The sequence below is a fragment of the Pseudomonas sp. NY8896 genome, from assembly GCF_039634505.1.
Map to the genome: position 1 here is coordinate 3,188,893 of NZ_CP132350.1, position 26,158 is coordinate 3,215,050.

Genomic DNA, 26,158 nt, shown 5'->3' on the forward strand with positions numbered 1-26,158 from the left:
GGTCACCTCACTCGGGTGTAGCGGTTGTGCCCGTTGACCAGCAGCTCAAGTTGCAGCTGCTCAGTGTGGTTGTTGACCCGTACCAGACAGTCCAGCTTGAAATGCAGCTCTAGCGGGGTATGGGCATCAGGCACTGCTTTTAGCGTGCGCACTCGTATGCGTGGCTCGAATCGCTGGAGCGTGCGGCGGATATCCGCGCTCACCTGTACGAGCAAGTCGCCGTTGTTTGCGTCATGCCCGTTGAAGTCGCGCAGGCCTAGCTCAGGGCTGCTCTGTGAGCACCCCTGGCGGGCATTGAGCAGCGTTTCGAGGTGGCGCTTGATGGCGGCGAATTTGTGGGAAGCGCTCTCCCGCCGGGAGGCCTTCCGGCTGATGCACTGATCCAGCTTCAAGCGATCAAAAAGCCCACTCATTGCGTATCGAGCCGTCCGACCAGGGAAATTTCGAAATTCGCGCCCATGTACTTGAAGTGTGGGCGAACAGCGAGCGAAACCTGGTACCAGCCTGGGTCACCGGCAACATCCGATACCTCGACCTTGGCGGCACGAAGCGGCCGGCGACTGCGAACATCGGCAGACGGGTTCTCCTGGTCCGCGACGTACTGCTTGATCCACTTGTTAAGCTCGGACTCAAGGTCGCGGCGCTCTTTCCAACTGCCAATCTGTTCGCGCTGTAGCACCTTGATGTAGTGAGCCAGCCGGTTGACGATGAACAGGTAGGGCAACTGGGTACCCAGTTTGTAATTGGTCTGTGCCTGTAGCCCCTCGGGGGTTTTCGGGAAGTTCTTGGGTTTCTGCACCGAGTTGGCCGAAAAGAACGCGGCGTTGTCGCTGTCTTTGCGCATGGTCAGGGCGATGAAACCCTCTTCCGCCAGTTCGAATTCTTTGCGGTCGGAGATCAGAACCTCGGTAGGAATCTTGGCCTGCAACTGGCCCAAGGACTCGTACAGATGGACTGGCAGGTCTTCGACGGCGCCGCCCGATTGCGGACCGATGATGTTCGGACACCAGCGGTAGCGGGCGAAGCTGTCATTGATGCAACTGGCCAGCAGGAAGGTGGAGTTGCCCCACAGGTAGTTGTCATGCTGCCCGGCGATGTTTTCGTGATAATTGAAGCTCTCGATCGGTTTTTCCTGCGGGTGGTAGGCGGAGCGGAGCATGAAACGCGGCCCGGTCAAAGCGACATGACGGGCGTCTTCGCTTTCACGGAATGCGCGCCATTTGGCGTGCCGAGGGCCGGCGAAGAGGTCTTTTATTTCCTTGAGATTGGGCAGTTCTTCGAAGCTGCTCAAGTTGAAGAACTCAGGAGAAGGCGCGGCCAGGAAAGGTGCGTGAGACATGGCGCCTACGGAGGCCATGTAACTCAGCAGTTTGATATCCGGCGAAGAGGGGCCGAAGCTGTAGTTACCAACCATGGCCGCAATCGGCTCGCCCCCGAATTGACCGTAACCTGCGGTATAAACATGTTTGTAAATGCCGCTGCAGGTAATGTCTGCAGCATTTTCGAAGTCATCGAGCAGGTCTTCTTTGTTCGCATGCAGCACTTCGAGCTTGATGTTCTCCCTGAAGTCGGTGCGGTCTACCAGGATTTTCAGGCCGCGCCATGAAGATTCAAGCTGCTGGAACTCTGGATGATGCAGAATGGCATCCATCTGTTTGCCGAGTACCCGGTCAACCTCTGCAATCATCTGGTCGACCCGGTGCTTGTTGATCAACTGATCCGGGTCATTGCTTTTGAGGATTTCGGCGATGAAGGCAGATACGCCATGCCGGGCAACCTGATAGCCCTCATGCGTGGGTATTAGTTTGGTTTCTGCCATGATCTGGTCGAGCAAGGTGGCATTGCTTATCGTGCCGGTCGTTGTGTCTTCGCTGATGTTGGTATTGCTAGGCTTAGGCATGAGGACGCTCCGTTGTCTCAGTCATTTTCTGGTGCTTCAAGTACCAGGTTCAGTTCTTGGGCAAGCTGTTTACGTGCCTGCTCGTTGTTCAGCAGGTGCTGCAATTGCTTGCGAAAAACGGGGACGTTGCCCAATGGGCCCTTCAGGGCGACCAGCGCTTCACGCAGTTCCAGCAGCTTGTTCAGCTCGGGTACCTGGCGTGCGATTTGGTCCGGCCCGAAATCGTTGATGGACTTGAATTGCAGGTGAACCCCCAGGTCGGCGTCCGGGGTTGTGCCGAGCATGGACGGCACAGACACGTCCAGGCTCACGTTGGCGTCGCTCAACACGCTGTTGAATGTGTGTTTATCGATGCGCATGGCCTGACGGTCCTCAAGCGCACGGTTGTCATTCAGGCCGAAGTCTCCCAGAACCAGCATTTTGTGAGGTAACTCCACCTCAGCCTGCATATCGCTCGTGGCGGGGACATACTTGATATTGACGCGCTCTTTTGGTGCGACAGATCCCGTGCTTCTAGACATCAATACCTAACTCCTTTTTGGTTTGTAGGATGTTTAAACAAAGGTGTGTTTAATTTGGTTTGAGTTCTGTAGGAAGTTTCTTGCGTCTGTTATTTGGGGTGGTTTAGTTTCTCGTTGCGTATAAAAACCATGCATGGGAAGTTGTTGTTTGGTCGAGTGCAAATGTGTAAGTAAATATTTGTTTGTATGCATTCTTCGCGATGTATTAGGCTTCTGCGGGTTTTGCTGGAGCTGGATGTGTGTATATGCGCATTTAAATGAGTTTGTAGGAAAGTTCGTGCGGTCATGTAGGGCGTTTATACTTTTGGAGAATGAACTCAGGATGATTAACCCTTGTGCATATGGCGCCGGTCTCTCGTTGTTGTTTTTTCTGCAGCCGGTACTGGCAGGCCCCACACGGGACTGTTCTCGGATTGTGTCCAATGTCGAGCGACTGGCCTGTTTCGATCAGGCTGCCGGCACCCCGGCGTACAAGACACATCGGCAGTGGTCTGCACCAGAGCAGCAGGCCCCTACAGTGCTGCGCGTGATGGCAAATGAAGCCGCACGGCCACGGGATGACCTGACGTTTCGCATCGAAAGGCGAGTCCAGGACGTTACAGGCGCACCAGAACTTGTGATCTCAGCACCCGCCATAGCCTCGGGTAACGAACCTGCCTACCTGGCGATCAGTTGCATTCAGGCCATCTCCAGGTTGCAACTGATTGCCAGACGCCCCATCGAGCCGAGTTGGGTCAAGGTGCGGCTGGTGGGGGAGGGGTGGTCCACCACAGAAACGCAGTGGCAGGTGATGGAGAATGGTCAAGTGCTCGATGCGGGGCGCGGCCTGCCTGCGATCGAGCAGATCAGAAGGCTCATTGGAGCCCAGCGCATCGAGGTTGTCAGTGATCACGACGAGGTCGACGGGCTGACCTTCGATGCACAAGGCCTCGACCCATTGATCAGCCAGGCGCGAAGCTTATGCCGGTGGTAGCGCAAGTATCGGAGCGCGAGATCACTCGCTTGCTAGCGCCGATTGATCCGGCCGTCCCGGCTGGTTTGTTCGATGTCGAGGACGAAACCTACCAGGCTATCGACCAGGAGATGGTCAAGCTGGGTGGGCTACAGGACGCCTCCATCGACTGGGCTTACATCGAAGAGGCGTCGCGTCAGTACCTGAGCCAGCAATGCAAGCACTTGCGAATCGTCGCACACCTGAGTGCTGCATGGCTGCGTGGCGGATGTTGGGAGCGCTGGGGTTTCACCTTGGCGTTGCTGGCCGGCATGATCGAGTGTTACTGGGAGCACGCTCACCCCAAGCCAGGGCCAAAGGGTTTTCTGGTCAAGCGCAAGCTGGTTGGTCTGATGATCAATCGCTTGGCCGAGGCGCTACCGCGTCTTGATCGCTTTACCTACACACCGACTCATGCGGCGGCAGCGCAGGCTGCGTTGAAACGCCTGCAACAACAGGATGCGGTTCAGCTGGAGGGAGCCGCTCTGGGCGAACTTGAGCGCCTGCTACGCAAGCACACGGAACTTGCCAATGGCGTCGGCGAGGCTGCCGCGCCCGAGGCGCCGGCTGCAAGCGTAAAGCCGGCGCCACTGACCGATGTCATCGCAGCGCCAATGCCGCGCGTGACGATGGGTAATGAGCGTGAGACACGACGGGCAGTGCTGGCTATGGCCGAGCTCATCAACCAGCAGGACCCTTACGACCCTACCGGGTACCAGCTACGGCGTTTCGGATTGTGGGGGCACATTCAGGCGGCCCCTCAAGCCACTCAGGGCAACCGCACGGAATTGATGTCGGTTCCGCTGGATATCACGCGGGTCTATGAAGAAGCGATTGCCAGCACAGCGATCGACCCCGCATTACTTCAGCGCATTGAAAAGAGCGTGACGGCGTGCCCGTTCTGGGTTCGTGGCAGCTTTCTAGCTGCGACGGTCGCCTTGCGGCTGGCGATGGGTGAAGTGGCCGAAGCCATCCGTAGCGCCACTGCTCGTTTTGTGCAGCGCATGCCCGCGCTGCAGCAACTGTGCTTCAGCGACGGCATGGTGTTTGTCGACGACCAAAGCCTGGCCTGGCTCAAGGGCACGCAAGGGCCTTCTGCCCAAGGATCAACCCCACAAGAGTTTGGCGGCCTGCGCGAGGAACTGATCAGTCAGCTGGAAACCGCTGGCGTAGAAGCGGTGCTGCTAAGGCTACAAGCGCTGCAAGCGGACTTCCGAGCTCCCCGTGAGCGCTGCCACACCACAGTGATCGCTGCCGATTTACTGGCCGCGCGGGGCGTGTCCTGGCTGGCCCAGGACTTGTGCGCCAGCGTTGCCAGAACGATGCAGAAAACCACTGCCAGTGCGTGGGAACCGGCGGTTTTCCAGCGCCTTCAGCAGTACGCGGGATCCCCTGCGCTGGCTGATCAAAACAAGGAACAGGAGCCTCGATGAATCAAATATGGAACCCATTCAAACGCTGGGGGCTGCAGTGGGTAACGCGCGCGGGCTTGGCGCTGCCGCTGTTGCTCGGGTTGGGCACCGCACTGATGCTGGTCGCCATCTGGTGGCTCGGACCGCAATGGTCGTGGTATGAACAAAAGCCACTGGCGAGTGTGCTGCATCGCAGCTTGGCAAGCCTTGTTTTCCTGCTGATGCTACTTCTAGGCTGTCTTGTAGTACTGCGCATACGCTATCGTCGCCTGCAAGCGGAACGTCGGGAGGTAGTGGCCGCCGAACAAGACCGGGCGCTACATTTTGTGCAGGCGCAAGAGATGGCGCTGAGCCAAGGGCTTGACCGGTACCTTGACAATGCGGGTGGGCGACGTGCGTTGTACCGGCTGCCCTGGTACCTGGTGTTGGGTGACGAACAGTCCGGTAAAACCAGCTTTGTCGACCGCAGCGATCAACGCTTTACCTTGACGCGCATCGACCAGGCTCAGGCACGAGGCCGACAGGCTGAAGCATTGGCCTATCCGGTGGGCTGGTGGGTCAGCGACGATGCTGTAATCATTGACCCGCCCGGTATTTTTATCAGCCAGAATCCACCAGCGGGCTCGGCGGCCACCGATCCCTCCGCGCCGCCTGGCACCCAGGCCAGGTTGTGGGAGCATCTATTGGGTTGGCTGCTGCGCAACAGAAGCCGGCGGGCGCTCAATGGTTTGCTGCTGGTTGTCGATCTACCGGCACTGCTGCATGGCAAGCCAGAGCAACGCGCCGCCCTGGCCCATGGCTTACGCACACGCCTTTACGAAGTGAGCAGTCAGCTGGGATCGCGCTTGCCACTATACGTGGTGCTGACCAAATTCGATCTGCTGGATGGCTTCGATCAGTTATACAGCAAACTTTCGGCCGCCAAGCGTGAAAGCCTGTTGGGGTTCACTTTCAAGTTGGATGCGGTCGATACGTTCGACGCCTGGCTGGAAGAGTACGACCAGCAATACGGTCGGCTGCTCGCCAAGTTGAATGAACAGGTCTTTGATCGGCTGGATGTGCTGGGCAAGACAGCACCGCGCGGGCAGCTGTTCTCACTGCATGCACAGCTGATCGGTTTGCGTCCGATACTGCTGACCTTTCTGCGTGAAACGTTGGCGAGTGACCGTTTCACCACGCCTGCGCTGGTACGAGGTGTGTACTGGTCGTCAGTGGTGCAGCAAGGCGACATCCGCAATGTGTTCGTTCGCGAAGCAGCACAGCCGTACAAGACTAAACTTCCGCTGCTTGAAGGCAAGGCTCAGGGCAAGGCGTTGGCTTATTTCATCCAGCAAGCCTTCAGGCGAGTTATCTATCAAGAGGCCGGTCTGGCAGGCGACAACATCCGGGTGACGCGCAGCAAGCGGCAGTTGCTGTGGGTTGGCTCGGGTGTAGGCATCCTGGCGTTCAGTGTCGCCATCGGCAGCTGGCAACGCTACTTCGATATCAATAGTTCCAAGGCTACCAGCGTGCTTGCCAAGAGCCAGGAATACAGCCAGCGCGAAGTGGATCAGCGTCTTGATCCGACCGGGCGCAACTTGTTGGAGCCTCTGGATCGGATCCGCGATGCGGTGGCGGTATTCGGTGACTATCGCACGGCGTGGCCGGGTGTTGCCGACTTTGGCCTGTATGAGGGGCGCAACATCGGTCCTCTGGTTGACGAGGCGTACCTGAGCTTGCTGTCCAAGCGCTTTTTGCCTGCATTGGCCGGCGGCGTGATTGACGTCATGAACGCAGCAACACCGGGTAGCGAACGACAAATGGCTGCGCTTAGGGTTTACCGTATGATCGAAGAGCGCCATAGCCGCAGGCCTGAATGGGTCGAAGACTGGATGGCACGTCAGTGGCAACAGGCTTTCCCTGGCCAAGGGCAGTTGCAGCGTGACCTCATGCAGCATCTGAAGTACGCCTTGGCTTATGCCGATGCCGATTTGCCGCAATACCGGCAGCGCGTCAACGAAGTACAGCAGGCGTTGCGTGAGCTACCTCTGCCACTGCGGGTTTACACGGGACTGAAGCAACAGGCGCACGAGCAACTGCACACCAGCCTGGACCTGCGTCACCAGGTGGGCCCCGCATTCGACGTTGTTTACCAGACATCTTCCGGTGCCCAGGGGGAGGATGTAACGCTGGCCCCTATGCTGACTGCCAAAGGTTTCAGAGAGTACTTTGCGCCGCGCAGCGAGCGATTCGCTGAGATGGCGATGGTCGATCAGTGGGCATTGGGGGAGCGCAGCCAACTCGACTATTCGGACATTGACAGGCATGCGCTTACCGAAAGGTTGCACAACCTCTACAGCGCCGATTACATCGACAGTTGGCGTCGCGCCTTGAATGCATTCACCGTGGCTGACTTCCGTGATCTGGATCATGGTGTCACGATTCTGGAGCAATTGACCGGCCCCGCAGCCCCTTTGCAGCGGCTGCTGGAAACAGTCAGAGATAACACTTCGCTTGCTTCACCTGCGGTGGTTGAAACACCGAGCGAAGTGACCAAGCTGCGACCACCAACAGCCAAGCCTGATCAACAGCAAACCTTGGCCATTCCGCGGGCGTTTGCAGGGTTGGGCGCCATGTTGCAGGCAACAGGAGAAAAACCGACCTACTACGATGAAACCCTTGGTGCGATAGCGGCCGTGCTGAACTACGCCAAGGCCGTTCAGGACAGCCCGGATCGTGGCAAGGCCGCACTGCAAGCCGTGCATCAACGCTTTTCGATGACAGGGCAGGACCCGATCGGCACCCTGCAACGTATTGCCACAGGCTTGCCGGAGCCAATCAACCACCAGGTTAGAAAGCTTGCCGATCAGACTGCCCAAGTGCTGAATGTTGAAGCATTGCGCGAACTGGAGCGACGCTGGGATGCTGAAGTGTACAGTTTCTTCCAGCAACGCCTGGCAAACCGCTACCCCTTTGTGGTGAGGGCGCCCGATGCTGCGCTGGATGACTTCGAGGCGTTCTTCGGGCCGAAGGGGCGCCTGCAGCAGTTTAATGAACGCTATCTCAAGGTCTTCCTGAAGGAAAACCTCGAGGCCTTGTATTCTAGCCAGTACGGGCAATCCTTGATCCGTGAGGATGTGATCGAGCAGCTCGAGTTGGCGGATCGCATTCGTGAAACGTTCTTCGATCAGCGTGGAAAGCTGAGTGTGCAATTCAGCATCGAGCCGTTGGGTCTCAGCGCGAACCAACGTACCAGCCTGCTGGACCTGGATGGCCAGTTGATCTCCTATACCCATGGGCCACGCCAGATCACCGGTATCGTCTGGCCAAATACCTTGGGGCAGCAGGTGCGCAGCAACCTGACCCTGCTCAGGCAGAGCGGCAATAGCAGCAGCCTTGAGTACCGTGGCCCATGGTCGATGTTCCGTTTGCTCAGCCGCGGTTCGCTGAATGGGCGCACGGCAACCAGCGTGGACCTGAGCTTCAGGACGGGTGACGGTGTGATGCGCTATCGGTTGAATGCTGAAAAGGCCTTCAATCCCATTACCCAGCAGCCGTTCAAGGGCTTCCGTTTACCGCGAGGGTTGTTGCAACAGCCACTCAAGGTTGCTCAGATGGAGTAACCCTATGAGTAGCCGTTTCGAAAATCAGGCCTCGCTGTGGTCATATTGAGCTCAAGCCACTCAATGCTCTCCCGGCCAGATACCCAAAGGTCATCCCCGGCCCAAGGGTAATACCGCCGCTCGGGTAGTGCCCACCCATCACGCTGTGCATGTCGTTACCCACTGCAAACAGCCCGGGTATCGGCTGCCCCGCGTGGCCCAGCACGCGGGCCGAGGCGTCTGTGCCCAGGCCGGCGAAGGTGCCAAGGCTGCCTGGCAGCAGTTTTACCGCGTAAAACGGCCCCTTCAGCAGCGGGCGCAACGATGGGTTGGGCACTTGCTGCGGTTCGCCCTGGGCCTGGTTGTATGCCGATACTCCTCGCTGGAAAGCAGGGTCTCTACCTTGGGCTGCATATTGGTTGAAGCCTTCTACCGTGCGCTGCAACTGCGCAGCGTCGATCCCACAGCGCTGCGCCAATTGCGCCAGGGTAGCGCCGTTGTGCAAATAGCCACTGCGCTGATAGAAGCGGGTAGGGAAGGGAAACGGTTTGGCCCACCCAATGCCATAGCGCCGTTGCGCAGTGTGGTCACAGATCAGCCAGGCCTCTGGCCGCTCGCCTTGCGGCGTGGCGGCGAACAGCGCGTTCATGAAATCGTGGTAGCAATCGGCTTCGTTGACGAAGCGCCGGCCATCGCGGCGCACGGCAATGAACCCGGGCTTGGCGCGGTCGATCAAGTGCGGGAAATGACCGAAACCGCCATCGCGTCGCGGCACCCGCGACACAGGTGCCCACGCGCCACTATGGACCGCAGTGGTGGGTACCAGGCCACCGGCCTGTTCGCCCAGGCGCAAACCGTCTCCGCTGTTTTCCCTGGGCGCTGCAGAGTAATGCTGGTCACCGCCAGGCGCGTGCGGCATCAGCTGCGCGATGCGCTGGCGGTCATGCGGGAAGCCGCCGCAGGCCAACACCACACCACGGCGGGCATGGATGACCTGGCCATCGGCGAACAGTGCGCCGCTGACCCGCCCTTCGCCCAGCAAGCGGCTGGCGGGTTTGTCGGTCAGCAAGGTCACGCCGAGGTCGAGGGCGCTGCGCAGCAGGCGCGCCACCAGCGCGTTGCCGTTGACCAATTGCAGCCCGCGACGGTGCAGCAGCAGGTCGCGCCCATGACGCAACAGGCGTTTGCCCACATGCAGCGCCGCCTTGGGCGAGCGGGTGGCGTTGAAGAAGGCGGCCATGTCGGCGCCCCCGGCAACGCCCATGCCGGCCAGGCTGACGATATCCAGCGGCGGGCGCAGCTTGTGCAGCCAAGGCCCGAGCAGGCGACCGTCATAGGGCAGCGCACACAGCGAGCGCCCGCCGCGTGCACTGCCATCGCCTTCACGCATGTCGGGCATACGGCTACCGCACTGGAACTGCACGGCAGTGTGTTGCTGGAAGAACGCCACCATCTCCGGGCCATGGCGCAGGAACGCGCGTTGGCGTGGGTCCAGCGCGCGGGTGTGGGTTTGCGCTCGTAAGTAACGCTCCGGGGCATCGTCGTTTTCAAGGATGCCCTCGGCGATGGCCAGCGGGTTGCGTGGTATCCACAACCAGCCCCCCGACCAGGCGCTGGTGCCGCCCAGCTGGCTGGCTTTTTCCGCCACGATCACTTGCAGGCCGTGATGTGCGGCGGTTACGGCGGCAGCCAGGCCAGAGGCGCCGGCGCCGATGACGAGTACGTCACAGTCGAGGGGTTGCATGGAAGGGGTCCACTCAGGCATGGGAAGAGGTGGCGTGCGGTTTATTGCAGCGGTGAGAAGCCGGTCGGCCGCAGCAGCCGCGATTGCAGGCGCTGTACCGCACCCAGCTCGCGGTTGCGCCGCGAGAACTCCGCCCAGCGCGGGTCTGCCGCCATGGCTGCGCGGCGAGCCATGCGCTCGTCGAGGCTGGCGTAGCCCCAGATGTGCACCACCTGGTTGACGTCGCCGAACTCACTGGTGAAAAAACCGACCAGGTTGCCCAGGTGTTCGCTTTGCACTTCCAGCGCATGGCTTTGGTACAGGGCCAGCCAGTCGGCCATTTTCAGTGGGTCGAGGGTGTAGGTTCTCAGTTCGTAGTACATGCTGGGGTCTCCGTGTGGGCAGTCGGCGCCTGCAGGCGCGCGGTGATGTGGTTGGCAGCGAGCCAGCCGAAGGTGAGGGCAGGGCCCAAGGTGATGCCGGGGCCGGGGTAGGTCCCCTTCATCAATGAGTTCATGTCGTTGCCGACCGCATACAGCCCGGTGATGGGCTGGCCGCTACGGTTCAACACGTTGGCATCGGCGTTGGTCACCAGGCCGCGGGCAGAGCCGAGGTCGCCGGTGTGGATGCGGATGGCGTAGAACGGCCCACTGCTCAATGGCGCCAGGCAGGGGTTGGGCGTGTGTTGCGGGTCGCCCATGTAGCGGTTGTAGCGGTTGCTGCCTTTGCCGAACTCGCGGTCGATGCCATTGCGGGCATCGGCATTGAACTGCTCGAGGGTTTGCGCAAACACCTGTGGGTCGACGCCAATGGCCTGGGCCAGGGCTTGTGGTGTTGCGGCCCGGTACAAGTAGCCGGCGTCGATCAACGCCTGGTTGTTCACCGGCTTTGGCCGCGCCAGACCCAGCCCGTAGCGATTCATCGCTTCGGCATCGCAGACCAGCCAGCAACTGGCAATGCCGTTGGCGAACATGGTCTGCACAAAATGGTGGTAGGAGTCGGATTCGTTGACGAAGCGCCGCCCGGCCGGGTCGACCGCAATCACGCCAGGTTTGGCGCGGTCGGTGACCAGGTGCGGGAAGCGTTCACGCTCACCCCCGGCGTGGCGCAGTTCGGAAACCGGCGCCCAGAAGAAGTTGGCCGCCAGGCCCTCGCCCTCGGCTGCTGCCACGGCCTGGCAAAGGCGCAGGGCGGCACCGTCGTTGGCCGGCGGTGACATGGTCAGGTGCGGCGCCTCTTGGGGCGGTCTGTAGTTGGCGGCCAGTGCGCCAGCAGCGAACCCGCCCATTGCGCTCACCACGCCCCCACGAGCAGATACCCGCACACGACGGCCCTCGCGCTGTACAACTACGCCAGTGACTACGCCGCGCTCGACGATCAACTCCACGGCTTCGCTGCGCAACCAAAGCTGCGTGCCGTTGGCAAAAGCGCTGGTGGCGAGGCGGGCGATCAATGCATTGCCGGTGGTAAGCCGCGTGCCACGCGGGTGCTGCAGGCGGTCCCGCGCGTAACGCGCCATCAGTTTCAGGCAGTGCCACAGCGACCTGGGCGAGCGGCGAATGCTCAGGAAATGCTGGATATCCACGCGGTTGACCATCATGCCGCCGAACAGCAGCATGCCGGGCGGGGGCATCTGCAGGTCCTTGAAGCGTGCGCCGAGGTGCTTGCCATCGTACTCGACCATTTCCAGCGCGCGACCGAACTGAGTGGCACCGGGGGCATCGGGGTAGTAGTCGGGCGAGTGTGGGCGCAGGGCATAGCGCAACTCGGTGTTCTGCTCCAGCCAGCGCAGCGCCTGGTGGCCTTGTTCGATGAAGGCGTTACCCAGAAGAGGGTCGTAGCCGTCGCCGATCACCTGCTTGAGGTAGGTGCGCATGGCCTCGGGGGAGTCCTTGGCTCCGGCGGCGCGGGCTTGATCGGTGCCGTATAGCCACACCGCACCGCCAGATATCGCCGAGGTACCGCCAAAGTGCTCGGCCTTTTCCACCACCAGTACCTTCAGCCCACGGCGGGCCGCCGTGGCGGCAGCGGCAAAGCCACCGGCGCCGCTGCCCAGTACCACCAGGTCGAAGCGGTGTTGCGTCTCGTCAGTGGTCGCCATGGTTTCAGATCTCCAGCGGCGTTACGCCCATGAAGGCGCCAAGGTGGCCGAGTTGGGCGAAGGCCATTTCCGGGCCGGTCTGGATCGCGCAGCCTACTTGGCGTGCGCGGTTCAGCAACGGGGTGATCTCGGGCGAAGTGACCACGTCGGCGACCAGGGTGTCGGGCTGTAGAGTGGCCACTAGGGCGGCGGACAGTGGCAGTTCCGCACTGTTGCCCATGCCGACAGGCGAGGCGTTGGCCACCAGGTCGAAATCTTCCAGCCCACTGAACTGCGTGCTGATCGTAAGCCCGGGGAAGGCGCTGCCGAGCAATTCGCACACCGCACCCATGCGCGCTGTGCTGGGGTCGCTGAGGGTGATGCTGGCAATACCTGCCTCGCCCAGTGCATAGGCGATGGCACTGCCAACACCGCCGCAACCGATCACCAAGGCCCGCTTGCCCGCTGGCTCGAAACCATGCTTGCGCGCAGCGCCCAGGAAGCCTGCGCCGTCCACGTTGTCGCCCAGCAGGCGCCCGTCGCGCTCGCGACGTATCACATTGACCGAGCCCAGGGCCGCTGCGCGTTCGCTCAGGCCGTCCAGGCGGTTGGCCAGGGCCTGCTTGTACGGCACGGTGACCACACAGCCGCGCAGGTTCTGCCAGCCGCGCAGGGTGCCGGCAAAGCTGTCCAACGCTGCCTCATGCAGGTCGATGGGCAGCATGGCGAGGTTGCAATTGTTGTGGGTGAACCAAGTGTTGAAGTTTTCCGGGGACTTCACCTGGGCGATGGGCGAACCGACGATGGCGACCAGTTCAGTGGAACCACGAATCATGCTGACCTCCTTATTGGCGTTGTTATGGCGGCAAGGGTGGGCCAGAGGGGCGTGGGTAACAATGCGCTCATCGGGTATTTAGTGCGATAATCGCAACCATGAGCCGGTTATCGCAGTAATCGGCTGTTTTTGTCCCCTGCTTGCGAGCCGAATGCATGAGCACACCCGCTATTCACCCCCGTGACCTGATCGCGGGCTTGCAGAAAGGCCTGGCGCTGATGCAACTGTTCAGTGCCGAGCAGCCACGCCTGAGCGTGCCCCAGGCAGCCAGGCTGTCCGGCCTTACGCCCAGCGCTGCACGGCGCTTTCTGCTGACCTTGGTACATGAAGGCTTTGCCGAAACGGACAGCCGTGAGTACTGGTTGACGCCCAAGGCCTTGCGCCTTGGCCAGGCGTATGTCGACTCGGCGCAACTGCCGCGCATGCTGCGGCCGATTGTGGAGCAGGTAGCGCGGCAGACGCAGGAGCATGTATCGGTGGGTACCCGCGATGGTGACGAGATCATCCACCTGGTGCGCAGCCGCTACAGCCATGTGGCGTCGTTGTCGATCAGGCCGGGCTCTCGGGTGCCGATGCATTGCACGGCCGGTGGGCGGGTTTGGCTGGCCTGGCTGGATGAGGCGGACCGGGATGAGTACTTCGTGCGTAACCCGCTGCGTGCGTTGACGCCTTACACGCAGACTGACCGGGCACAGCTGGAGGCTGCGTTGCAGCGGGTGAAGGCGCAGGGTTTCTGCATCGTTGATCAGGAATATGAAATCGGCATGCGGGTACTGGGTGTGCCGTTGCTGGACCGGGCCGGTCAGTTGAAAGCAACGCTGACCATCACGACCCATGCATCACGGCTTAGCGTGGATGAGGTACGGCTGCGCTACTTACCGGCACTGTACGAGGCGCAGGCGCTGCTTCGACCCGTGCTGGATTGAAATGGCCCGGCGGGGGCGTTTCATCGGCTTTTTACAGGGCTAACCCACCCATCAGGCGTTCCCCTGCACCCACTGCACCAGCCGTTCGCCATCGTAGGCATTGTGCTGCCAGGCCAGTTCGCCGGCAGTCTCGCTCTCGCCCTTGAGGATCGCCTGTACAAAGGCCTGATGCTGCTCCAGGATGGTCTCGGGGCTGGTATGCATCAGCAGGTTGGTGGTGTTGATGACCCAGCGCACTTGCTGCTGTACCAGTGCGTACTGGCGGATCAGACGCTGGTGGCCGGTACCTTCGATAATGGCCTGGTGCAGGGTGAAGTCGCATTGGTTGATGGCCTTGCGTGTCCCTTTGGCACAGGCCTTCTGCAGCGCCAGAAACGCCGCTTCGATCGCCTGCAGCACCTGCGCATCGCCTTGCTTGGCCACCAGTGTGGCGGCCAGCCGTTCCAGGCTGCCACGCAGCGTCCAGATTTCCCAGATGTCGTCGGCTGTCAGCTCAGCCACTTGCCAGCCCACATACGGCGTCTGCACCACGATCCCCTCTGTCGCCAACCGGTTCAGGCCGGTGCGCAAGGTGCCGCGGGCGATGCCCAACTGATCGGCAAGTGCCGTTTCGGTAATGCGCTCACCGGGCTTCAGATGCCCCGACAAGATCGATTCACGAAGGCTTTCGGTGGCTTGTTGTTCTGCAGAAAGCTTCGAAACCGGCCGAAGCTGGATGGATTTCATAGACACAGGTCCTGGTGGCGATACGCCCACATATAGCATTCGCCGCCGTTGGCTGTACACCCGGCCGCTCGCACGCGCGCACGGGTTGAGCAGAAACCTTTGGCACGCAGCAGCCAACCTGCTGAAATTACTACCGTTAATTGTTGATTGTTGACAATCAGCAATGTTCGGCCTAGCGTTTCACCAAGCCAGGCCTGGCCAGCGAGACATAACAACAACGACAGCAGTACCTATTCATCAATGCCTACAACTAGAACAAACGTGCATACAAGGTGAAAACATGAAAGAGGCGATCCTTGATGGGGCAGAGCGTGCGCCGGCCCATCAACTCGATGCGATTTACCGCAAGATGTCACTGCGGCTGATTCCGTTTCTGTTCGTTTGCTATGTGCTGGCCTACTTCGCCAGGATCAACGTCAGCTTCGCCAAGCTGGACATGCTGGCTGACCTGCATATCTCCGAAACCGCCTACGGTCTGGGCGCGGGTATTTTCTTCCTGGGCTACCTGGTGTTCGCCGTGCCCAGCAACATGATGCTGGAGCGTGTCGGTGCGCGGCGCTGGATCGGATTCATCATGGTGGCGTGGGGGTGTCTGACTTCACTGATGATGTTCATCGAGCAGGCCAGCACCTTCTATGCCCTGCGTTTTCTGATTGGTGTGGCTGAAGCCGGGTTCTTTCCGGGCATCATCTTCTACTTCACGCGCTGGTTCCCCAGCGAGCGGCGCGGGCGGGTCATTGCCTTGTTCATGGCTGCTATTCCGCTATCGGGGATCATTGGAGGGCCGCTGTCGGGCTGGATCATGTCAGCCATGCGGCATGCACCCATGGGCGTGGCGAGCTGGCAATGGCTGTTTCTGTTGTATGGCCTGCCCACTGTCGTGGTCGGTCTGTTGGTCAAACGCTGCCTGCCAGACAGTTACCAGGACGCGAACTTCCTTAGCGCGGCAGAAAAGCGCCTGGTGGGGGACGAACTGACCAGGGATGCCATGCGTCGGCCGTCGAGCGCGCAGCGCAGGTCGCTGAGCAGCTTTCTGTTCTCACCGGTGATCTGGTATTTCAGCCTGGTGTACTTCCTGATCGAAATGGGCGAGTACGCCCTGGGTTTCTGGATGCCGACCATCATCCGCAACGCCGGCTTCGACGACTTGCAGTCGGTCGGCCTGCTGACGGCCATTCCTTACCTGGTGGCCAGCGGCGTGATGATCTACATCGGGCGTTCGGCCGACCTGCGCAACGAGCGCAAATGGCACCTGGCGATTCCACTGTTCATTGGCATGGTTGGCCTGATCATCGCTGCGCACTTCGCCCACAGTGGCGTGCTGGCCATGCTCGGGCTGACCTTGGCCACCTGCGGGGTGATGGCCTCCTTCCCGATCTTCTGGACCGTACCCACTGCGCTGTTGGGGGCCAATGCCGCCGCCGGTGTGGCGCTGATCAACTCGATCGGCAACCTGGCCGGCTTTTTCAGCCCGTTCCTGGTGGGCTGGACCGTGGACTTGACCCATAGCACCGACCTTTCGCTGTACGTGGTGGCGGGTTGTGCGTTCCTCGGCGCGGTGCTGTTCGTGCTCGTGCCTAACCGTTTCGGCAGCAGCCAATAAGGAGAAACGACCTATGCAAGCCGTTCAAAGCCTGGAGCAAGACCTGTACAACCAGCCTGAAGTCGTGCGGTTGCGCGAGCAACTGGCGCTGGCCCTGCGCGCCGCCGCCCACCATGGCCTTGCAGAAGGCGTGTGCAACCACTTCAGCGTGACTTTGCCGGGCCGGCCCGACCTGTTTCTGCTCAACCCGCGCGGCCTGATGTGGGAAGAAGTGCAGGCTGACGACATCGTCATGGTCGATGACTTCGGCAAGCGCCTTGCGGGGCGTCATGAAATCGAACCGACGGCGATGTTCATCCATGCCGCGATCCACCGTGTGGCGCGCAAAACCTGCGTACTGCACACGCACATGCCGCACGCCACTGCGCTAAGCCTGACCGAGGCGCGGGCCCTGGACACCACGCTGTCGCAGAATGCCATGCGTTTTCACGACCGCCTGGTAATCGACGACCAATACAACGGCTTTGCCCTGGACCATCGCGAGGGGGAGCGTATTGCCCAGGCCATGAATGGGGCAGACATCGTGTTCCTTGGCAACCACGGAGTGGTGGTATGTGCCGAGCGCATCGATCATGCCTATGACGACCTGTATTACCTGGAGCGGGCGTGTGAGGCGGAAGTGCTGGCGCGCTCGACCGGCCTGAAGCTGAAACCGGCCGACCCGGGCATGGCGCGGAAGGTGGCGGAGCAGGTCGAAGGCGAGCGCTTGCAGTCCGAGCTGTTCTTCCTGGCGCTGGGGCGCAAGCTCAAGTAACCCCGGTGCCCCTGTAGGTGCGGGTGAACCTGCGCCTACAGGGCCCTGGCAGGTGGTCAGAACAGGTTGAGCGGATACTCGGTGATTACCCGTACTTCATCGATCTGCCCGCCGCGGTCCGAGCTGCGGTAGCTGGCCTGGCGCACGCGAAACGACAGATCCTTGGCCACGCCAGCCTGTACCACGTAACGCAACTCGACATCGCGTTCCCAGGCCTTGCCATCCAGGTCGCCGCCACTGCCGTTCTTGAAGTCGGTGCCTTTCACGTAGCGGGTCATGAAGCTCAGCCCCGGTGCCCCGTAAGCGGCCAGGTTAAGGTCATAGCGGGCCTGCCAGGATTTCTCGTTCTCGTAGTCGAAGTCCGAGTACTGCACCGAGTTGGCGAAGTTGTACACCGCGTTGCCATCCGGCCCGTACACGTAGTCGCCGGTGCCGGACACCTTCTGGTAGGCGAGGGTGAAGGCATGCGCGCCCAGCGTCCAGGTGCCGCCCAGGCTCCAGATGCGGTTGTCCAGGTCGCCACTGCGGGCCTGACCGATGCTTTGCGTGTCGTAGGCGTTGAAATCCAGCTTCAGTGACTGGCTGGCGCCCAGCGGCAACAGGTAGCGGGTGTTCACGTAGTACTTACGAAAGTGCTCGGCAGTCTTGGCGTAGTACAGGCTGCTGGAAAGCCGCTCATTGAAGCTGTAGACCCCACCAATGTAGTCGACTGCGGTCATGCGCCCGCTGTCGCGGGACGACTGGTTGCGGTTGGTCAGGCCGGTGAAGTGGCCCGCATCCAACTGCAGGTTGCGGATTTCCTTGCTGGTGAGCGAGAAACCGTCGACGGTCTCTGGCAGCAGGCGGCTGTCGGAGGTGGCCAGCACCGGCACCGCCATCACTTGTGTGCCGTATTTGAGTACGGTGTTGGACGCACGCACTTTCAGCGCCGCACCGGCCTTGCCGATGTCCTGCTTGGCGCCGTGGCTGTCTTGCTCTAGCAGACCAGTGCCGCCACCGGTGCGGCCATCGCCGGTGTCGAGCTTGAAGGCGTACTGGCCGATCAGGTCGATACCGAAACCCAGCGTGCCTTGAGTGAAGCCGGACTGAAAGGTGCCGATGAAACCCTGGGCCCATTCCTCGCCGTAGTTCTGCCGGGCGCCGCTGGCGCGGTTATCACGCTGCATGTACATGTTGCGTGCCTTGATCGACAGCTTGCTGCCTTCGATGAAGCCTGCCGATTCGGATTGCTCGCTGGCCTGCAACAAGGGGCTGGCGGATGCCAGCAAAAGGGCGGTGACACCGAGTGGGTTGATGCTCATTTCATGCTCCGATTGCTTGTTCTAGTTAAGTGGCAGCGTGATGCAAGGGGTGCCTGAGCCGTTTTTCGGGCGTGCAGAAGCCCTATCCGCGCCTTTGCAGGGCAGAGCGACTTTGCGGTTATTGGTGGCTCAAGCGGGTGGTGCGCCCGCTGGCCGGCACCTGGGGGGCCGGCAGCGGGTCAGGGGGCCTCGGCCTATCGCTCGATCTGGCGATTCCAGCGGGCGTTCCATTCCGGGCGTTGGGTGTTGACCTGGTCCCAGTCGATGGTCACCGCCGTTTGCAGGTAGGTTTGCATGGCTTCGACCTGGCCACGGGTCTTGTCGCTGGTCGGGGTGTTGGGGTTGGACGGGATCTGGTCACCCAGCTCCAGCGCCGGTGCTTGCGCCTCGGGGCTGAGCAGGAACTCGGCAAGCTTTTGTGCAAGCTCGGGCTGGTCGTTGTTGGCGGTGACGCACTCGGCCTGGTTGAGCACCACGGCGCCTTCTTTCGGTGCGGCATACTCCACCGGGATGCCCTTGAGCTTCAGCGCGGTCACCTGGGTAGGGGTGAGCGGGAACAACGCGGCTTCGTCGGTTTGCACCATTTCCGACAGCTTGGCCGAGTTGGGGATGTACTCCAGCACGTTCGGGCCAACGTTTTTCTTCCACGCAGTGAAGCCTGGGTTGACGTCGGTATCGCTGCCGCCGTGCAAGCGGTTGTACATCAGGAAACCGTGCAGGCCAAAGGTGGACGAGGCCATCGACTGGAACACCACCTTGTCCTTGAAGCGCGGGTCGGCCAGGTCGTTCCACGAAGTGGGCGCTGCCCAGCCCTTGGCCTTGAACAGGCGGCTGTTGTAGGCAAGCCCGGTCACGCCCAGGCTGACGGCGGCGGCCTTGTCCTTGATCAGGGCCTTTTCCGGCAGTTGGGCCAGCGTCGGGTTGGGCTTGAGCGTGCTGCACAGGCCCATGCCGATGGCGCGGTACATGATGCCGTCATCCAGCACCATCACATGGATCGACGGCTTGTTCGGGGTGGCCTGGACCTTGGCCAGGATGTCGGCCGAAGTACCGGGGACGATCACCACTTTCACCCCGTTGGCCTTCTCGAACTGGGGCAGGATATTGTCGCTGAACAGCCGCTCCATGGTGCCGCCGTTCATGCCCAGGTACAGCGTGGGTTGAGCCATGGCGGGCAGGCAGGCGAACAGGCCGGGCACGGTGCAGAACAGGGCGAGCAAACGTTGCTTGTGCGTCATGACAGGTTTTCCTTGTAGTGGTGGTTGGGCTGAAAACGGTCGATGGAAAAGGCTGCCAGGCTGATTGCCGGCGCGCCATGGAGTACGCATTGCGCCAGGGCCTCGCCAGCTGCCGGGCCAATCTGGAAGCCGGCGCCGGCAAAGCCGAAGCCATGCAGCAGGCCAGGTTGCAGCAGGCTCGGGCCGAGCACCGGTTCGTCATCGGGCAGGTAGCCCTCGGTGCCGCTCCAGGTGCGAATGGCCTGGGCGCCGGCCAATGCCGGGTACAGCTCGGTGGCGTTGCGCAGGATATCGAGTACGGCGGCTTGCCCAGGGCGCGCGGTGGTCGCGGTCAGGGCGAAGCCACGGCCACCGCCCAGCACGCAGTTGCCGCGTGCCACCTGACGGGCGTAGATGCCACCGCCTTCGACCCCGGTGCTGGCGGTCATGAACAGGGGGAGCGGCTCGGTGACCAGCATGGCCGGGTGGGCTGCGCTCAGCGGCACCGGCTCGCCGTATTGCTCGGCCAACTGCGCCGACCAGGCGCCAGCGCAGTTCAGCAGCCAGGGCGCCTTGAAGCACTGGCCTGAGCTGGTGCGCACAGTGAAGCGCTGGCCGTCGTGGTCCACTTCCAGCACCTTGCACTGCTCATGCACCTGGGCGCCGCTGTGCCGGGCGGCCTGGGCGAACGCGGGTGACACCAGGCGAGGGTTGGCGTGGCCATCCTCGGGGCAGTACGAGGCGCCGACGGCGATATCGCCCACCCAGGGGAAGCGCTGGCGCAGTTCGCGGCGCTCCAGCAGTTGCAGGCGTAGGTCAAAGGCCTGGGTCCGCCGGGCATAGGCTTTCAAGGCGTCGAAGTCGGTTTCGCTGCGTGCCAGCTTCAGGTGGCCGCTGCGGGCGTATTCGCCATCGATGCCGATCCACTCGCGCAGTTGCCCCCAAATGGCGTGGGCACGCATCGACAACGGCAGTTGCGCCAAAGAACGGCCCTGGCGGCGTACACCGCCGTAGTTCACGCCGCTGGAATGCGAGCCACAGAAGTCGCGCTCCAGCAGCGCCACCTGCTGGCCACTGCGGGCCAGGGTCAAGGCGGCGCTGCTGCCGACGATGCCGCCGCCGACGATGATGGCATCCACTTCGATCAGCGTCATGGCTTGATCTCCAGGCCGAAGGGCAGGGGCTTGATCGGGGCCTGGCCGCGCAGGCGGCCGACCTGGTCAATGGGGCGACCGCTTTCGCAGGCGATCAGTTCGGCGGCGGCTGCGCCGCACACGCGGCCCTGGCAACGGCCCATGCCGACCCGGCACATGGCCTTCACCCGGTTTATTTCCCAGTGCCCGGCGCGCACGGCGGTGCGGATTTCGCCAGCGCTGATCTGCTCGCAGCGGCAAACCGTGAGCTGGTCCGGCGCTTGCCGGGCCCACTGCTGCGGGAATGGGAAGGCTTGTTCCAGGCCTTGGCGAAAGCGTTGCAGGGTGGCCAGGCGCTTTTCCAGCTGCTGCTGGCGTTGCGGGTTGCCAGGCTTGCCCAGGTCGGCCAGCAGCGTCAGGGCGGCCAGTTCCCCGGTCATTTCCGCGCCGTCGGCACCGAGGATGCCGGCGCCGTCGCCGGCCAGGTACACGCCTGGGCTGCTGGCGCGGCCTTGGGCATCACGTACCGGTAGCCAGGCGCGGTTGAGGGTATTCCAGGCAAACTGGCAGCCGAGCAGGTCGGCCAACTGGGTTTCACTGCGCAGGGCGTGGGCGAACGCCACGGCGTCGCAGGGCAGGCTGTGCTGCTGGCCATTTCGTGCCCAGCGCACACCGCTGGCACGGTGCTCGCCGTCGATACCCAGCAGCGTCACACCCTGATGCACCGGCACGCCCTTGGCGGCCAGCCAGGCGCGGTAGTACAGGCCCTTGGCGAAGGTGCCTGGCTGCAGCAGCAGGCGTGGCAGGGCGCGTACCTGGGCACTGAACGGCGATGTATCGAGCACGGCACTGACCGTGGCGCCGGCCTTGGCGTACTGGTAGGCCACCAGGTACAGCAGCGGCCCGCTGCCCGCCAGCACCACCCGCTCACCGATGGCGCAGCCCTGGAACTTCAGGGCAATCTGTGCGGCGCCCAGGGTGTACACCCCGGGCAAGGTCCAGCCGGGGATCGGCAACACGCGGTCGGTGGCGCCAGTGGCGACGATCACTCGGTCGAAGGCCAGCCGGTCGGCCAACTGGCCCTGCTGCAAGGTGTCCAGCACCTGCTGCTCGGCGTTCCACACCAGGGTTTCCGGACGGTAGTCGATCTGCCCGTGCAACTGCTCAAGTGTGTTGTGCAGGGCCTGCGCCTTACCGGCCTCGAAGCCATACAAGGCTTTGGCCGGGCGGCGAAAGTTGGCCGGCTGCTGGCGATAGATCTGCCCACCGCCACGGCTGGCTTCGTCCAGCAGCACTGGGTGTACGCCGTGGGACACCAAGGTTTGCGCGGCGCGGATACCGGCAGGGCCGGCACCGATGATGACGATTGCACTCATGGTCGGCGCCCCGGATCACGGCTCACGCAGTGGCCTGGCTCAAGGAACGTCGAGCAGGCGCGCACCCGGCGGCCGTCCTGCAGGCGTACCCAGCAGTCCTGGCAGGCGCCCATCAGGCAGAACCCGGCGCGTGGCTCGGCGCTGAAGTCACTACCGCGCAGGTGCTCCGAATGGGTCAGGATGGCCGTCAGCAGGGTGTCGCCGTGCATGCCCTGGGCCGGCTGGCCGTCGAGCAGGAAGGGCACAGGCTCGCGGTCGTGTTCGGCCACGCGCTTGAACAGGGGCATAAGGGCATTCCTTGTCATTGCTTGCCCACCAGCACGCGGTCCAGGCCGTATACCCGGTCCAGGGCGATCATGGTCAGGGCGGTGACGGCGATCACCAGGGCCGAAACGGCGGCCATCATCGGGTCGATCGACTCGGTGGCGTATACGTACATGCGTACAGGCAGCGTTTGGGTGGCGGGCGAGGTGACGAAGATCGACAGGGTCACTTCGTCGAAACTGTTGATGAACGCCAGCAGCCAGCCACCGGCCACGCCCGGCAGGATCATCGGCAGGGTCACTTTGCAGAACAGCGTGATGCGGCCGGCGCCCAGGCTTTGTGCGGCCTGCTCGGCGCTGCGGTCGATGCCGATGGCCGCAGCCAGTACCAGGCGCAGCACGTAGGGCGTGATCACCACCACGTGGGCGAACACCAGCCAGGCAAAGCTGCCATTGACCCCCAGCAGGGCGAACAGCCGCAGCAGCGCTACGCCCAGCACCAGGTGCGGGATGATGATCGGCGACAGCAGCAGGCCGTTGACAAAACCTTGGCCAGGGAAGCTGTAGCGGGTCAGCGCCAGGCCCGCCGGCACGGCGATCAGGGTGGCCAACGAGGCCGCCAGGGCGGCGAGTTTCAGGCTGTTGTAGAACGCGTCAAGGAAGTCGGCGCGCTCGAACACGGCGCTGAACCAGCGCAGCGAGAAGCCAGCGGTGGGCAGGCTCAGGGTGTTTTCCGGGGTAAATGCCACCAGGCACACCACCACCAGCGGGGCGAGCATGAACACCATCACCAGGGCGTGAAAAGACAGGGCCAACGGGCCGTTACGGGTCATCGGTTCAAACTCCAAGTGCGCGTTTGTAGCGGCGTTCGACCAGCCGGTTCCAGCTGAGCATCACCAGCAGGTTGATCAGCAACAGGGCGACCGCGATGGTGGCCCCCATCGGCCAGTTCAGTTCGGCCAGGTACTGGTCGTAGATCATGGTGGCGACCATCTTCAGTCGGCGCCCGCCCAGCAGGCCGGGGATGGCGAACGAACTGGCAGCCAGGCCGAACACGATCAGCGTGCCCGACAGCACACCGGGCATGATCTGTGGCAGCACGATGCGGCGGAACACCGTCCACTGGCTGGCGCCCAGCGACAGCGCGGCCTGCTCGGCGGCCGGGTCGAGCTTTTGCAGCGAGGTCCACACCGGGATGATCATGAATGGCAGCATCACGTGGACCAGGCCGATGATCACCGCAAACGGTGTGTACAGCAGCTTCACCGGCTGCCCGCCGAGGGCCGTGATGCCTTGGTTGACCAGGCCATCGGCACCCAGCAGCAGGCTCCAGCCGAATGCCCGCACCACCACCGAAATCAGCAGCGGAGTCAGCACCAGGATCAGGAAGATCGAGCGCCACGGCGCACCCATGCGGCTGAGTACCATGGCCTCGGGGATACCGATCAGCACACACAGCAAGGTGACCAGGGCACTGATCCAGAAGGTGCGGAAGAAGATCTCGTAGTAATAGGTGTCGGTCACCAGGCTCAAGTAATGGCTGAGCGTGTACTGGCCGGCCTGGATACCCGTGGTGTAGTCGAACGCGTTGAACGACAGCAGCACGGTCAGCCCCAGCGGCATCACCAGCAGCGCCAGAAACAACAGCAGGGCGGGGCTGCTCATGCCGTAGCCCCAGGCGTTGCTGCGCAGTTTTGCGGTACTCATGCCGCCACCTCAGCCGCGTTCAGTACCCGCAGCAGGGCATCGTTCCAGTCCAGGCCAACGTGCGTGCCTTCCTCCAGCGGTGCGTTGCCATCGTTGGCACGAACCACGGCCAGGTTGCCCAAGGCCGTGTCGACGCGGTACAGCCACTGGCTGCCGAGGAAGTAGCGGCAGTTGATGCGGCCCGCCAGCTTGCCGCTGCCGGCGGCGCCAAGGTTGATCTTTTCCGGGCGCAGGCTGAGGGTCAGCGGGCCTTGGGCCGCAGCCTGCGGTTGCCCGCCGGGGCCGGTTACGCCTCGCAGGCGGTTGGCCTTGCCGACGAAGTCGGAAATGAACGGCGTGCCTGGGTGTTCGTAAAGCCGGTAAGGGTCATCGACCTGGGTGATACGCCCGGCTTCCATCACCACCACCCGATCACTGATCGACAAGGCTTCGGCCTGGTCGTGGGTGACCATCAAGGTGGTGATGCCCACCTCGTGCTGAATGCGACAAATCTCGAACTGCATTTCTTCACGCAGGTGCGCGTCCAGGTTGGACAGCGGCTCGTCCAGCAGCAGCACCGGCGGTTCGATCACCAGCGCGCGGGCCAGGGCTACACGCTGACGCTGGCCGCCGGACAGTTCCCGTGGGTAGCGTTCGGCATGTTTGTCCAGGCGTACCAGCGCCAGGGCCTGGTCGACGCGGCGGGCGATGTCGGCATTGGCCACCTTGCGCATGCGCAGGCCAAAGGCGACGTTGTCGCGCACGGTCATGTGCGGGAACAGCGCGTAGCTCTGAAACACCACCCCCAGGCCGCGGCTGGCCGGTTTGGCATGGGTGATGTCACGGCCATCGAGCACGATGCGCCCGCTGGTGACTTCGACGAAGCCGGCGATCATCTGCAGGGTGGTGGTCTTGCCACAGCCGGAAGGGCCGAGCAGGGAGACGAACTCGCCTTTTTCGATGGACAGTGACGAGCTGGCCACTGCCTCCGTGGCGCCATAGCGCTTGCAGAGTTTGTCGATCAACAGAAAGGTCATGGCTGTGCTCCATCGCAAACGGAACCGGGGTCAACCGGCAGTTTCAGGGTGGGCAGAGCGCCAGCGGCGAAAAGCAAAGCTTTTACGGACGTTGGCGCTCGCTTCTGTGGCGGCGGCCGATGTTGTGATATCGCCCTATGGACCGGAGAGTAGGGCAATGATTAGGATGGCGACAAAGGGTAATTTCACTGAGTGACAGCTATTTTGAAATTATTCCACTCATTGGAATTTCTTAGGGTTAAGTGAAAAATGGATTCCGATAAACGAAATGAACAAGGCAAGGAAGTCGGCGTCACTGCGGTGTCCCGTTTGTTCGCCGTGTTGCGTGCGCTGGGTGATTGCGCTGGCGAGGGTGAGAAGGTTAGCCAGCTAGCACAGCGGGTTGGCCTGGCGCAGCCCACCACCCACCGTTTGCTGCGCAGCCTGATCGAAGAGGGCATGGTGGACCAGTGTGCGACCAGCAAGCGCTACCGCCTGAGCCTGGATTTCTTCGCCCTCGCGGCCAAGGCCGGGCAGGCTGGCAACCTACGCGATGTGGTACGCCCGAGCCTGCTGAGGCTTTCGGCTTCATTGGGTGATTCGCTGTTTTTGCTGGCACGTTCAGGGTTCGACGCGGTGTGCCTGGACCGCAGCGAAGGGCCGTACCCGATCCGTACCTTCACCGGTGATATCGGTGGCCGTGTGGCCTTGGGCGTGGGGCAGGGCAGCCTGGCGATCCTGGCCTTCCTGCCCGAGGAGGAGCGTGACGAGGTGATCCGCTACAACTTGCCGCGCTTGAAGGACTTTCATCATTACGACGAAGTGCTGCTGCGTGCCGAGATCGACAACGTGCGCAGCCTGGGCTATGCCGGGCGCAATACCGGCGTGCTCGACGGCATGGCCGGTTTGGCGGTGCCGATCCTTGACCGTAATGGCCATGCGGTCGCGGCCCTGAGCGTGGCGACCATCAGCGACCGCCTGGGGCCCAACCGCATGCCGACCGTGGTGGCATTGCTCAAGCGCGAGGCAGCGGCGATTGGCGAGCGTATCAACCCGTTTGATCCGGTGTTGCGCCGGCCTTCTCATGTGTTTGGTTAGTGCCAAGGCATTGCCG

General features: G+C 62.3%; 23 protein-coding genes. 7 read left to right on the top strand and 16 right to left on the bottom strand.

Going from position 1 to position 26,158, the window contains the following annotated elements; genetic code table 11:
- Positions 1–2: 2 nt before the first annotated feature.
- From tssE to tssB, 3 genes are read right to left on the bottom strand one after another with little or no spacing between them, the layout of a single operon-like run.
- On the bottom strand, positions 3–413 hold the full coding sequence (tssE, locus tag Q9451_RS14330) for a type VI secretion system baseplate subunit TssE (protein WP_012272847.1): 411 nt from the start codon (positions 411–413) through the stop codon (positions 3–5).
- Positions 410–1,900, bottom strand: a complete 1,491-nt coding sequence (gene tssC / locus Q9451_RS14335) for a type VI secretion system contractile sheath large subunit (RefSeq protein ID WP_012272846.1) — start codon at positions 1,898–1,900, stop codon at positions 410–412. The genes tssE and tssC overlap by 4 nt, the downstream gene beginning before the upstream one ends.
- Before the next feature lie 17 nt (positions 1,901–1,917).
- Entirely contained in the window at positions 1,918–2,421 is a 504-nt protein-coding gene (gene tssB / locus Q9451_RS14340) for a type VI secretion system contractile sheath small subunit (protein WP_012272845.1), read from the bottom strand.
- A 415-nt stretch (positions 2,422–2,836) separates the two neighbouring features.
- Between tssB and vasI the strand changes: the two genes are divergently transcribed.
- From vasI to tssM, 3 genes are read left to right on the top strand one after another with little or no spacing between them, the layout of a single operon-like run.
- Entirely contained in the window at positions 2,837–3,394 is a 558-nt protein-coding gene (vasI, locus tag Q9451_RS14345; protein WP_231118558.1) for a type VI secretion system-associated protein VasI, read from the top strand.
- The gene (tssA, locus tag Q9451_RS14350) at positions 3,382–4,845 is read left to right on the top strand and encodes a type VI secretion system protein TssA (protein ID WP_012272843.1); all 1,464 of its coding nucleotides are present in this window, start codon (positions 3,382–3,384) and stop codon (positions 4,843–4,845) included. Before vasI ends, tssA begins: the two co-directional genes overlap by 13 nt.
- On the top strand, positions 4,842–8,426 hold the full coding sequence (gene tssM, locus Q9451_RS14355; protein ID WP_012272842.1) for a type VI secretion system membrane subunit TssM: 3,585 nt from the start codon (positions 4,842–4,844) through the stop codon (positions 8,424–8,426). The genes tssA and tssM overlap by 4 nt, the downstream gene beginning before the upstream one ends.
- 40 nt (positions 8,427–8,466) lie before the next feature.
- Here tssM and Q9451_RS14360 read toward each other — a convergent pair whose 3' ends face one another.
- From Q9451_RS14360 to Q9451_RS14375, 4 genes are read right to left on the bottom strand one after another with little or no spacing between them, the layout of a single operon-like run.
- Complete coding sequence (locus Q9451_RS14360; RefSeq protein ID WP_012272841.1) at positions 8,467–10,149, bottom strand: FAD-dependent oxidoreductase; 1,683 nt, start codon at positions 10,147–10,149, stop codon at positions 8,467–8,469.
- A gap of 41 nt (positions 10,150–10,190) precedes the next feature.
- Complete coding sequence (locus Q9451_RS14365; protein ID WP_012272840.1) at positions 10,191–10,511, bottom strand: NIPSNAP family protein; 321 nt, start codon at positions 10,509–10,511, stop codon at positions 10,191–10,193.
- Positions 10,496–12,229, bottom strand: coding sequence for an FAD-dependent oxidoreductase (locus Q9451_RS14370; RefSeq protein WP_012272839.1), 1,734 nt, complete (start codon positions 12,227–12,229; stop codon positions 10,496–10,498). Before Q9451_RS14370 ends, Q9451_RS14365 begins: the two co-directional genes overlap by 16 nt.
- Before the next feature lie 4 nt (positions 12,230–12,233).
- Positions 12,234–13,043 carry a shikimate dehydrogenase gene (locus Q9451_RS14375; protein WP_012272838.1) on the bottom strand — a complete coding sequence of 270 codons (810 nt, stop codon included), beginning with the start codon at positions 13,041–13,043 and terminating at the stop codon, positions 12,234–12,236.
- A gap of 155 nt (positions 13,044–13,198) precedes the next feature.
- Here Q9451_RS14375 and Q9451_RS14380 point away from each other — a divergent pair, with 155 nt between their 5' ends.
- Positions 13,199–13,969 carry an IclR family transcriptional regulator gene (locus Q9451_RS14380; RefSeq protein ID WP_012272837.1) on the top strand — a complete coding sequence of 257 codons (771 nt, stop codon included), beginning with the start codon at positions 13,199–13,201 and terminating at the stop codon, positions 13,967–13,969.
- A 51-nt stretch (positions 13,970–14,020) separates the two neighbouring features.
- Here the strand turns inward: Q9451_RS14380 and Q9451_RS14385 are convergent, their stop codons facing one another.
- Positions 14,021–14,695 (bottom strand): GntR family transcriptional regulator, encoded by a 675-nt coding sequence (locus Q9451_RS14385; RefSeq protein WP_012272836.1) that lies wholly within the window; start codon positions 14,693–14,695, stop codon positions 14,021–14,023.
- Between the two features lie 280 nt (positions 14,696–14,975).
- Here Q9451_RS14385 and Q9451_RS14390 point away from each other — a divergent pair, with 280 nt between their 5' ends.
- Positions 14,976–16,298, top strand: a complete 1,323-nt coding sequence (locus tag Q9451_RS14390; RefSeq protein WP_012272835.1) for an MFS transporter — start codon at positions 14,976–14,978, stop codon at positions 16,296–16,298.
- 13 nt (positions 16,299–16,311) lie between these two features.
- Complete coding sequence (locus tag Q9451_RS14395) at positions 16,312–17,052, top strand: aldolase (RefSeq protein ID WP_012272834.1); 741 nt, start codon at positions 16,312–16,314, stop codon at positions 17,050–17,052.
- Positions 17,053–17,108: 56 nt separating this feature from the next.
- Here the strand turns inward: Q9451_RS14395 and Q9451_RS14400 are convergent, their stop codons facing one another.
- From Q9451_RS14400 to Q9451_RS14435, 8 genes are all read right to left on the bottom strand, one after another.
- Positions 17,109–18,353, bottom strand: a complete 1,245-nt coding sequence (locus tag Q9451_RS14400) for an OprD family porin (RefSeq protein ID WP_012272833.1) — start codon at positions 18,351–18,353, stop codon at positions 17,109–17,111.
- A 194-nt stretch (positions 18,354–18,547) separates the two neighbouring features.
- On the bottom strand, positions 18,548–19,591 hold the full coding sequence (locus Q9451_RS14405; RefSeq protein ID WP_012272832.1) for an ABC transporter substrate-binding protein: 1,044 nt from the start codon (positions 19,589–19,591) through the stop codon (positions 18,548–18,550).
- Positions 19,588–20,724, bottom strand: a complete 1,137-nt coding sequence (locus Q9451_RS14410) for an FAD-dependent oxidoreductase (protein WP_012272831.1) — start codon at positions 20,722–20,724, stop codon at positions 19,588–19,590. The genes Q9451_RS14405 and Q9451_RS14410 overlap by 4 nt, the downstream gene beginning before the upstream one ends.
- Positions 20,721–22,079: an FAD/NAD(P)-binding oxidoreductase gene (locus Q9451_RS14415; RefSeq protein ID WP_345960958.1), complete on the bottom strand. Its 1,359-nt coding sequence runs from the start codon at positions 22,077–22,079 to the stop codon at positions 20,721–20,723. The genes Q9451_RS14410 and Q9451_RS14415 overlap by 4 nt, the downstream gene beginning before the upstream one ends.
- On the bottom strand, positions 22,076–22,366 hold the full coding sequence (locus tag Q9451_RS14420; protein WP_012272829.1) for a (2Fe-2S)-binding protein: 291 nt from the start codon (positions 22,364–22,366) through the stop codon (positions 22,076–22,078). The genes Q9451_RS14415 and Q9451_RS14420 overlap by 4 nt, the downstream gene beginning before the upstream one ends.
- A 14-nt stretch (positions 22,367–22,380) precedes the next feature.
- Positions 22,381–23,175 carry an ABC transporter permease gene (locus Q9451_RS14425; RefSeq protein WP_012272828.1) on the bottom strand — a complete coding sequence of 265 codons (795 nt, stop codon included), beginning with the start codon at positions 23,173–23,175 and terminating at the stop codon, positions 22,381–22,383.
- Between the two features lie 4 nt (positions 23,176–23,179).
- A complete protein-coding gene (locus Q9451_RS14430; RefSeq protein WP_012272827.1) occupies positions 23,180–24,049 on the bottom strand; it encodes an ABC transporter permease in 870 nt (289 codons plus the stop codon).
- The gene (locus tag Q9451_RS14435; RefSeq protein ID WP_012272826.1) at positions 24,046–25,065 is read right to left on the bottom strand and encodes an ABC transporter ATP-binding protein; all 1,020 of its coding nucleotides are present in this window, start codon (positions 25,063–25,065) and stop codon (positions 24,046–24,048) included. Before Q9451_RS14435 ends, Q9451_RS14430 begins: the two co-directional genes overlap by 4 nt.
- Positions 25,066–25,314: 249 nt before the next feature.
- Between Q9451_RS14435 and Q9451_RS14440 the strand changes: the two genes are divergently transcribed.
- Positions 25,315–26,142 carry an IclR family transcriptional regulator gene (locus Q9451_RS14440; RefSeq protein ID WP_012272825.1) on the top strand — a complete coding sequence of 276 codons (828 nt, stop codon included), beginning with the start codon at positions 25,315–25,317 and terminating at the stop codon, positions 26,140–26,142.
- Positions 26,143–26,158 lie beyond the last annotated feature (16 nt).

What these genes read in the sequence shown, in the direction of transcription:
- tssE (WP_012272847.1), bottom strand. Translation starts at nt 413, where the DNA reads ATGAGTGGGCTTTTTGATCGCTTGAAGCTGGATCAGTGCATCAGCCGG.
- tssC (WP_012272846.1), bottom strand. Translation starts at nt 1,900, where the DNA reads ATGCCTAAGCCTAGCAATACCAACATCAGCGAAGACACAACGACCGGC.
- tssB (WP_012272845.1), bottom strand. Translation starts at nt 2,421, where the DNA reads ATGTCTAGAAGCACGGGATCTGTCGCACCAAAAGAGCGCGTCAATATC.
- tssA (WP_012272843.1), top strand. Translation starts at nt 3,382, where the DNA reads ATGCCGGTGGTAGCGCAAGTATCGGAGCGCGAGATCACTCGCTTGCTA.
- tssM (WP_012272842.1), top strand. Translation starts at nt 4,842, where the DNA reads ATGAATCAAATATGGAACCCATTCAAACGCTGGGGGCTGCAGTGGGTA.
- Q9451_RS14360 (WP_012272841.1), bottom strand. Translation starts at nt 10,149, where the DNA reads ATGCAACCCCTCGACTGTGACGTACTCGTCATCGGCGCCGGCGCCTCT.
- Q9451_RS14365 (WP_012272840.1), bottom strand. Translation starts at nt 10,511, where the DNA reads ATGTACTACGAACTGAGAACCTACACCCTCGACCCACTGAAAATGGCC.
- Q9451_RS14370 (WP_012272839.1), bottom strand. Translation starts at nt 12,229, where the DNA reads ATGGCGACCACTGACGAGACGCAACACCGCTTCGACCTGGTGGTACTG.
- Q9451_RS14375 (WP_012272838.1), bottom strand. Translation starts at nt 13,043, where the DNA reads ATGATTCGTGGTTCCACTGAACTGGTCGCCATCGTCGGTTCGCCCATC.
- Q9451_RS14380 (WP_012272837.1), top strand. Translation starts at nt 13,199, where the DNA reads ATGAGCACACCCGCTATTCACCCCCGTGACCTGATCGCGGGCTTGCAG.
- Q9451_RS14385 (WP_012272836.1), bottom strand. Translation starts at nt 14,695, where the DNA reads ATGAAATCCATCCAGCTTCGGCCGGTTTCGAAGCTTTCTGCAGAACAA.
- Q9451_RS14390 (WP_012272835.1), top strand. Translation starts at nt 14,976, where the DNA reads ATGAAAGAGGCGATCCTTGATGGGGCAGAGCGTGCGCCGGCCCATCAA.
- Q9451_RS14395 (WP_012272834.1), top strand. Translation starts at nt 16,312, where the DNA reads ATGCAAGCCGTTCAAAGCCTGGAGCAAGACCTGTACAACCAGCCTGAA.
- Q9451_RS14400 (WP_012272833.1), bottom strand. Translation starts at nt 18,353, where the DNA reads ATGAGCATCAACCCACTCGGTGTCACCGCCCTTTTGCTGGCATCCGCC.
- Q9451_RS14405 (WP_012272832.1), bottom strand. Translation starts at nt 19,591, where the DNA reads ATGACGCACAAGCAACGTTTGCTCGCCCTGTTCTGCACCGTGCCCGGC.
- Q9451_RS14410 (WP_012272831.1), bottom strand. Translation starts at nt 20,724, where the DNA reads ATGACGCTGATCGAAGTGGATGCCATCATCGTCGGCGGCGGCATCGTC.
- Q9451_RS14415 (WP_345960958.1), bottom strand. Translation starts at nt 22,079, where the DNA reads ATGAGTGCAATCGTCATCATCGGTGCCGGCCCTGCCGGTATCCGCGCC.
- Q9451_RS14420 (WP_012272829.1), bottom strand. Translation starts at nt 22,366, where the DNA reads ATGCCCCTGTTCAAGCGCGTGGCCGAACACGACCGCGAGCCTGTGCCC.
- Q9451_RS14425 (WP_012272828.1), bottom strand. Translation starts at nt 23,175, where the DNA reads ATGACCCGTAACGGCCCGTTGGCCCTGTCTTTTCACGCCCTGGTGATG.
- Q9451_RS14430 (WP_012272827.1), bottom strand. Translation starts at nt 24,049, where the DNA reads ATGAGTACCGCAAAACTGCGCAGCAACGCCTGGGGCTACGGCATGAGC.
- Q9451_RS14435 (WP_012272826.1), bottom strand. Translation starts at nt 25,065, where the DNA reads ATGACCTTTCTGTTGATCGACAAACTCTGCAAGCGCTATGGCGCCACG.
- Q9451_RS14440 (WP_012272825.1), top strand. Translation starts at nt 25,315, where the DNA reads ATGGATTCCGATAAACGAAATGAACAAGGCAAGGAAGTCGGCGTCACT.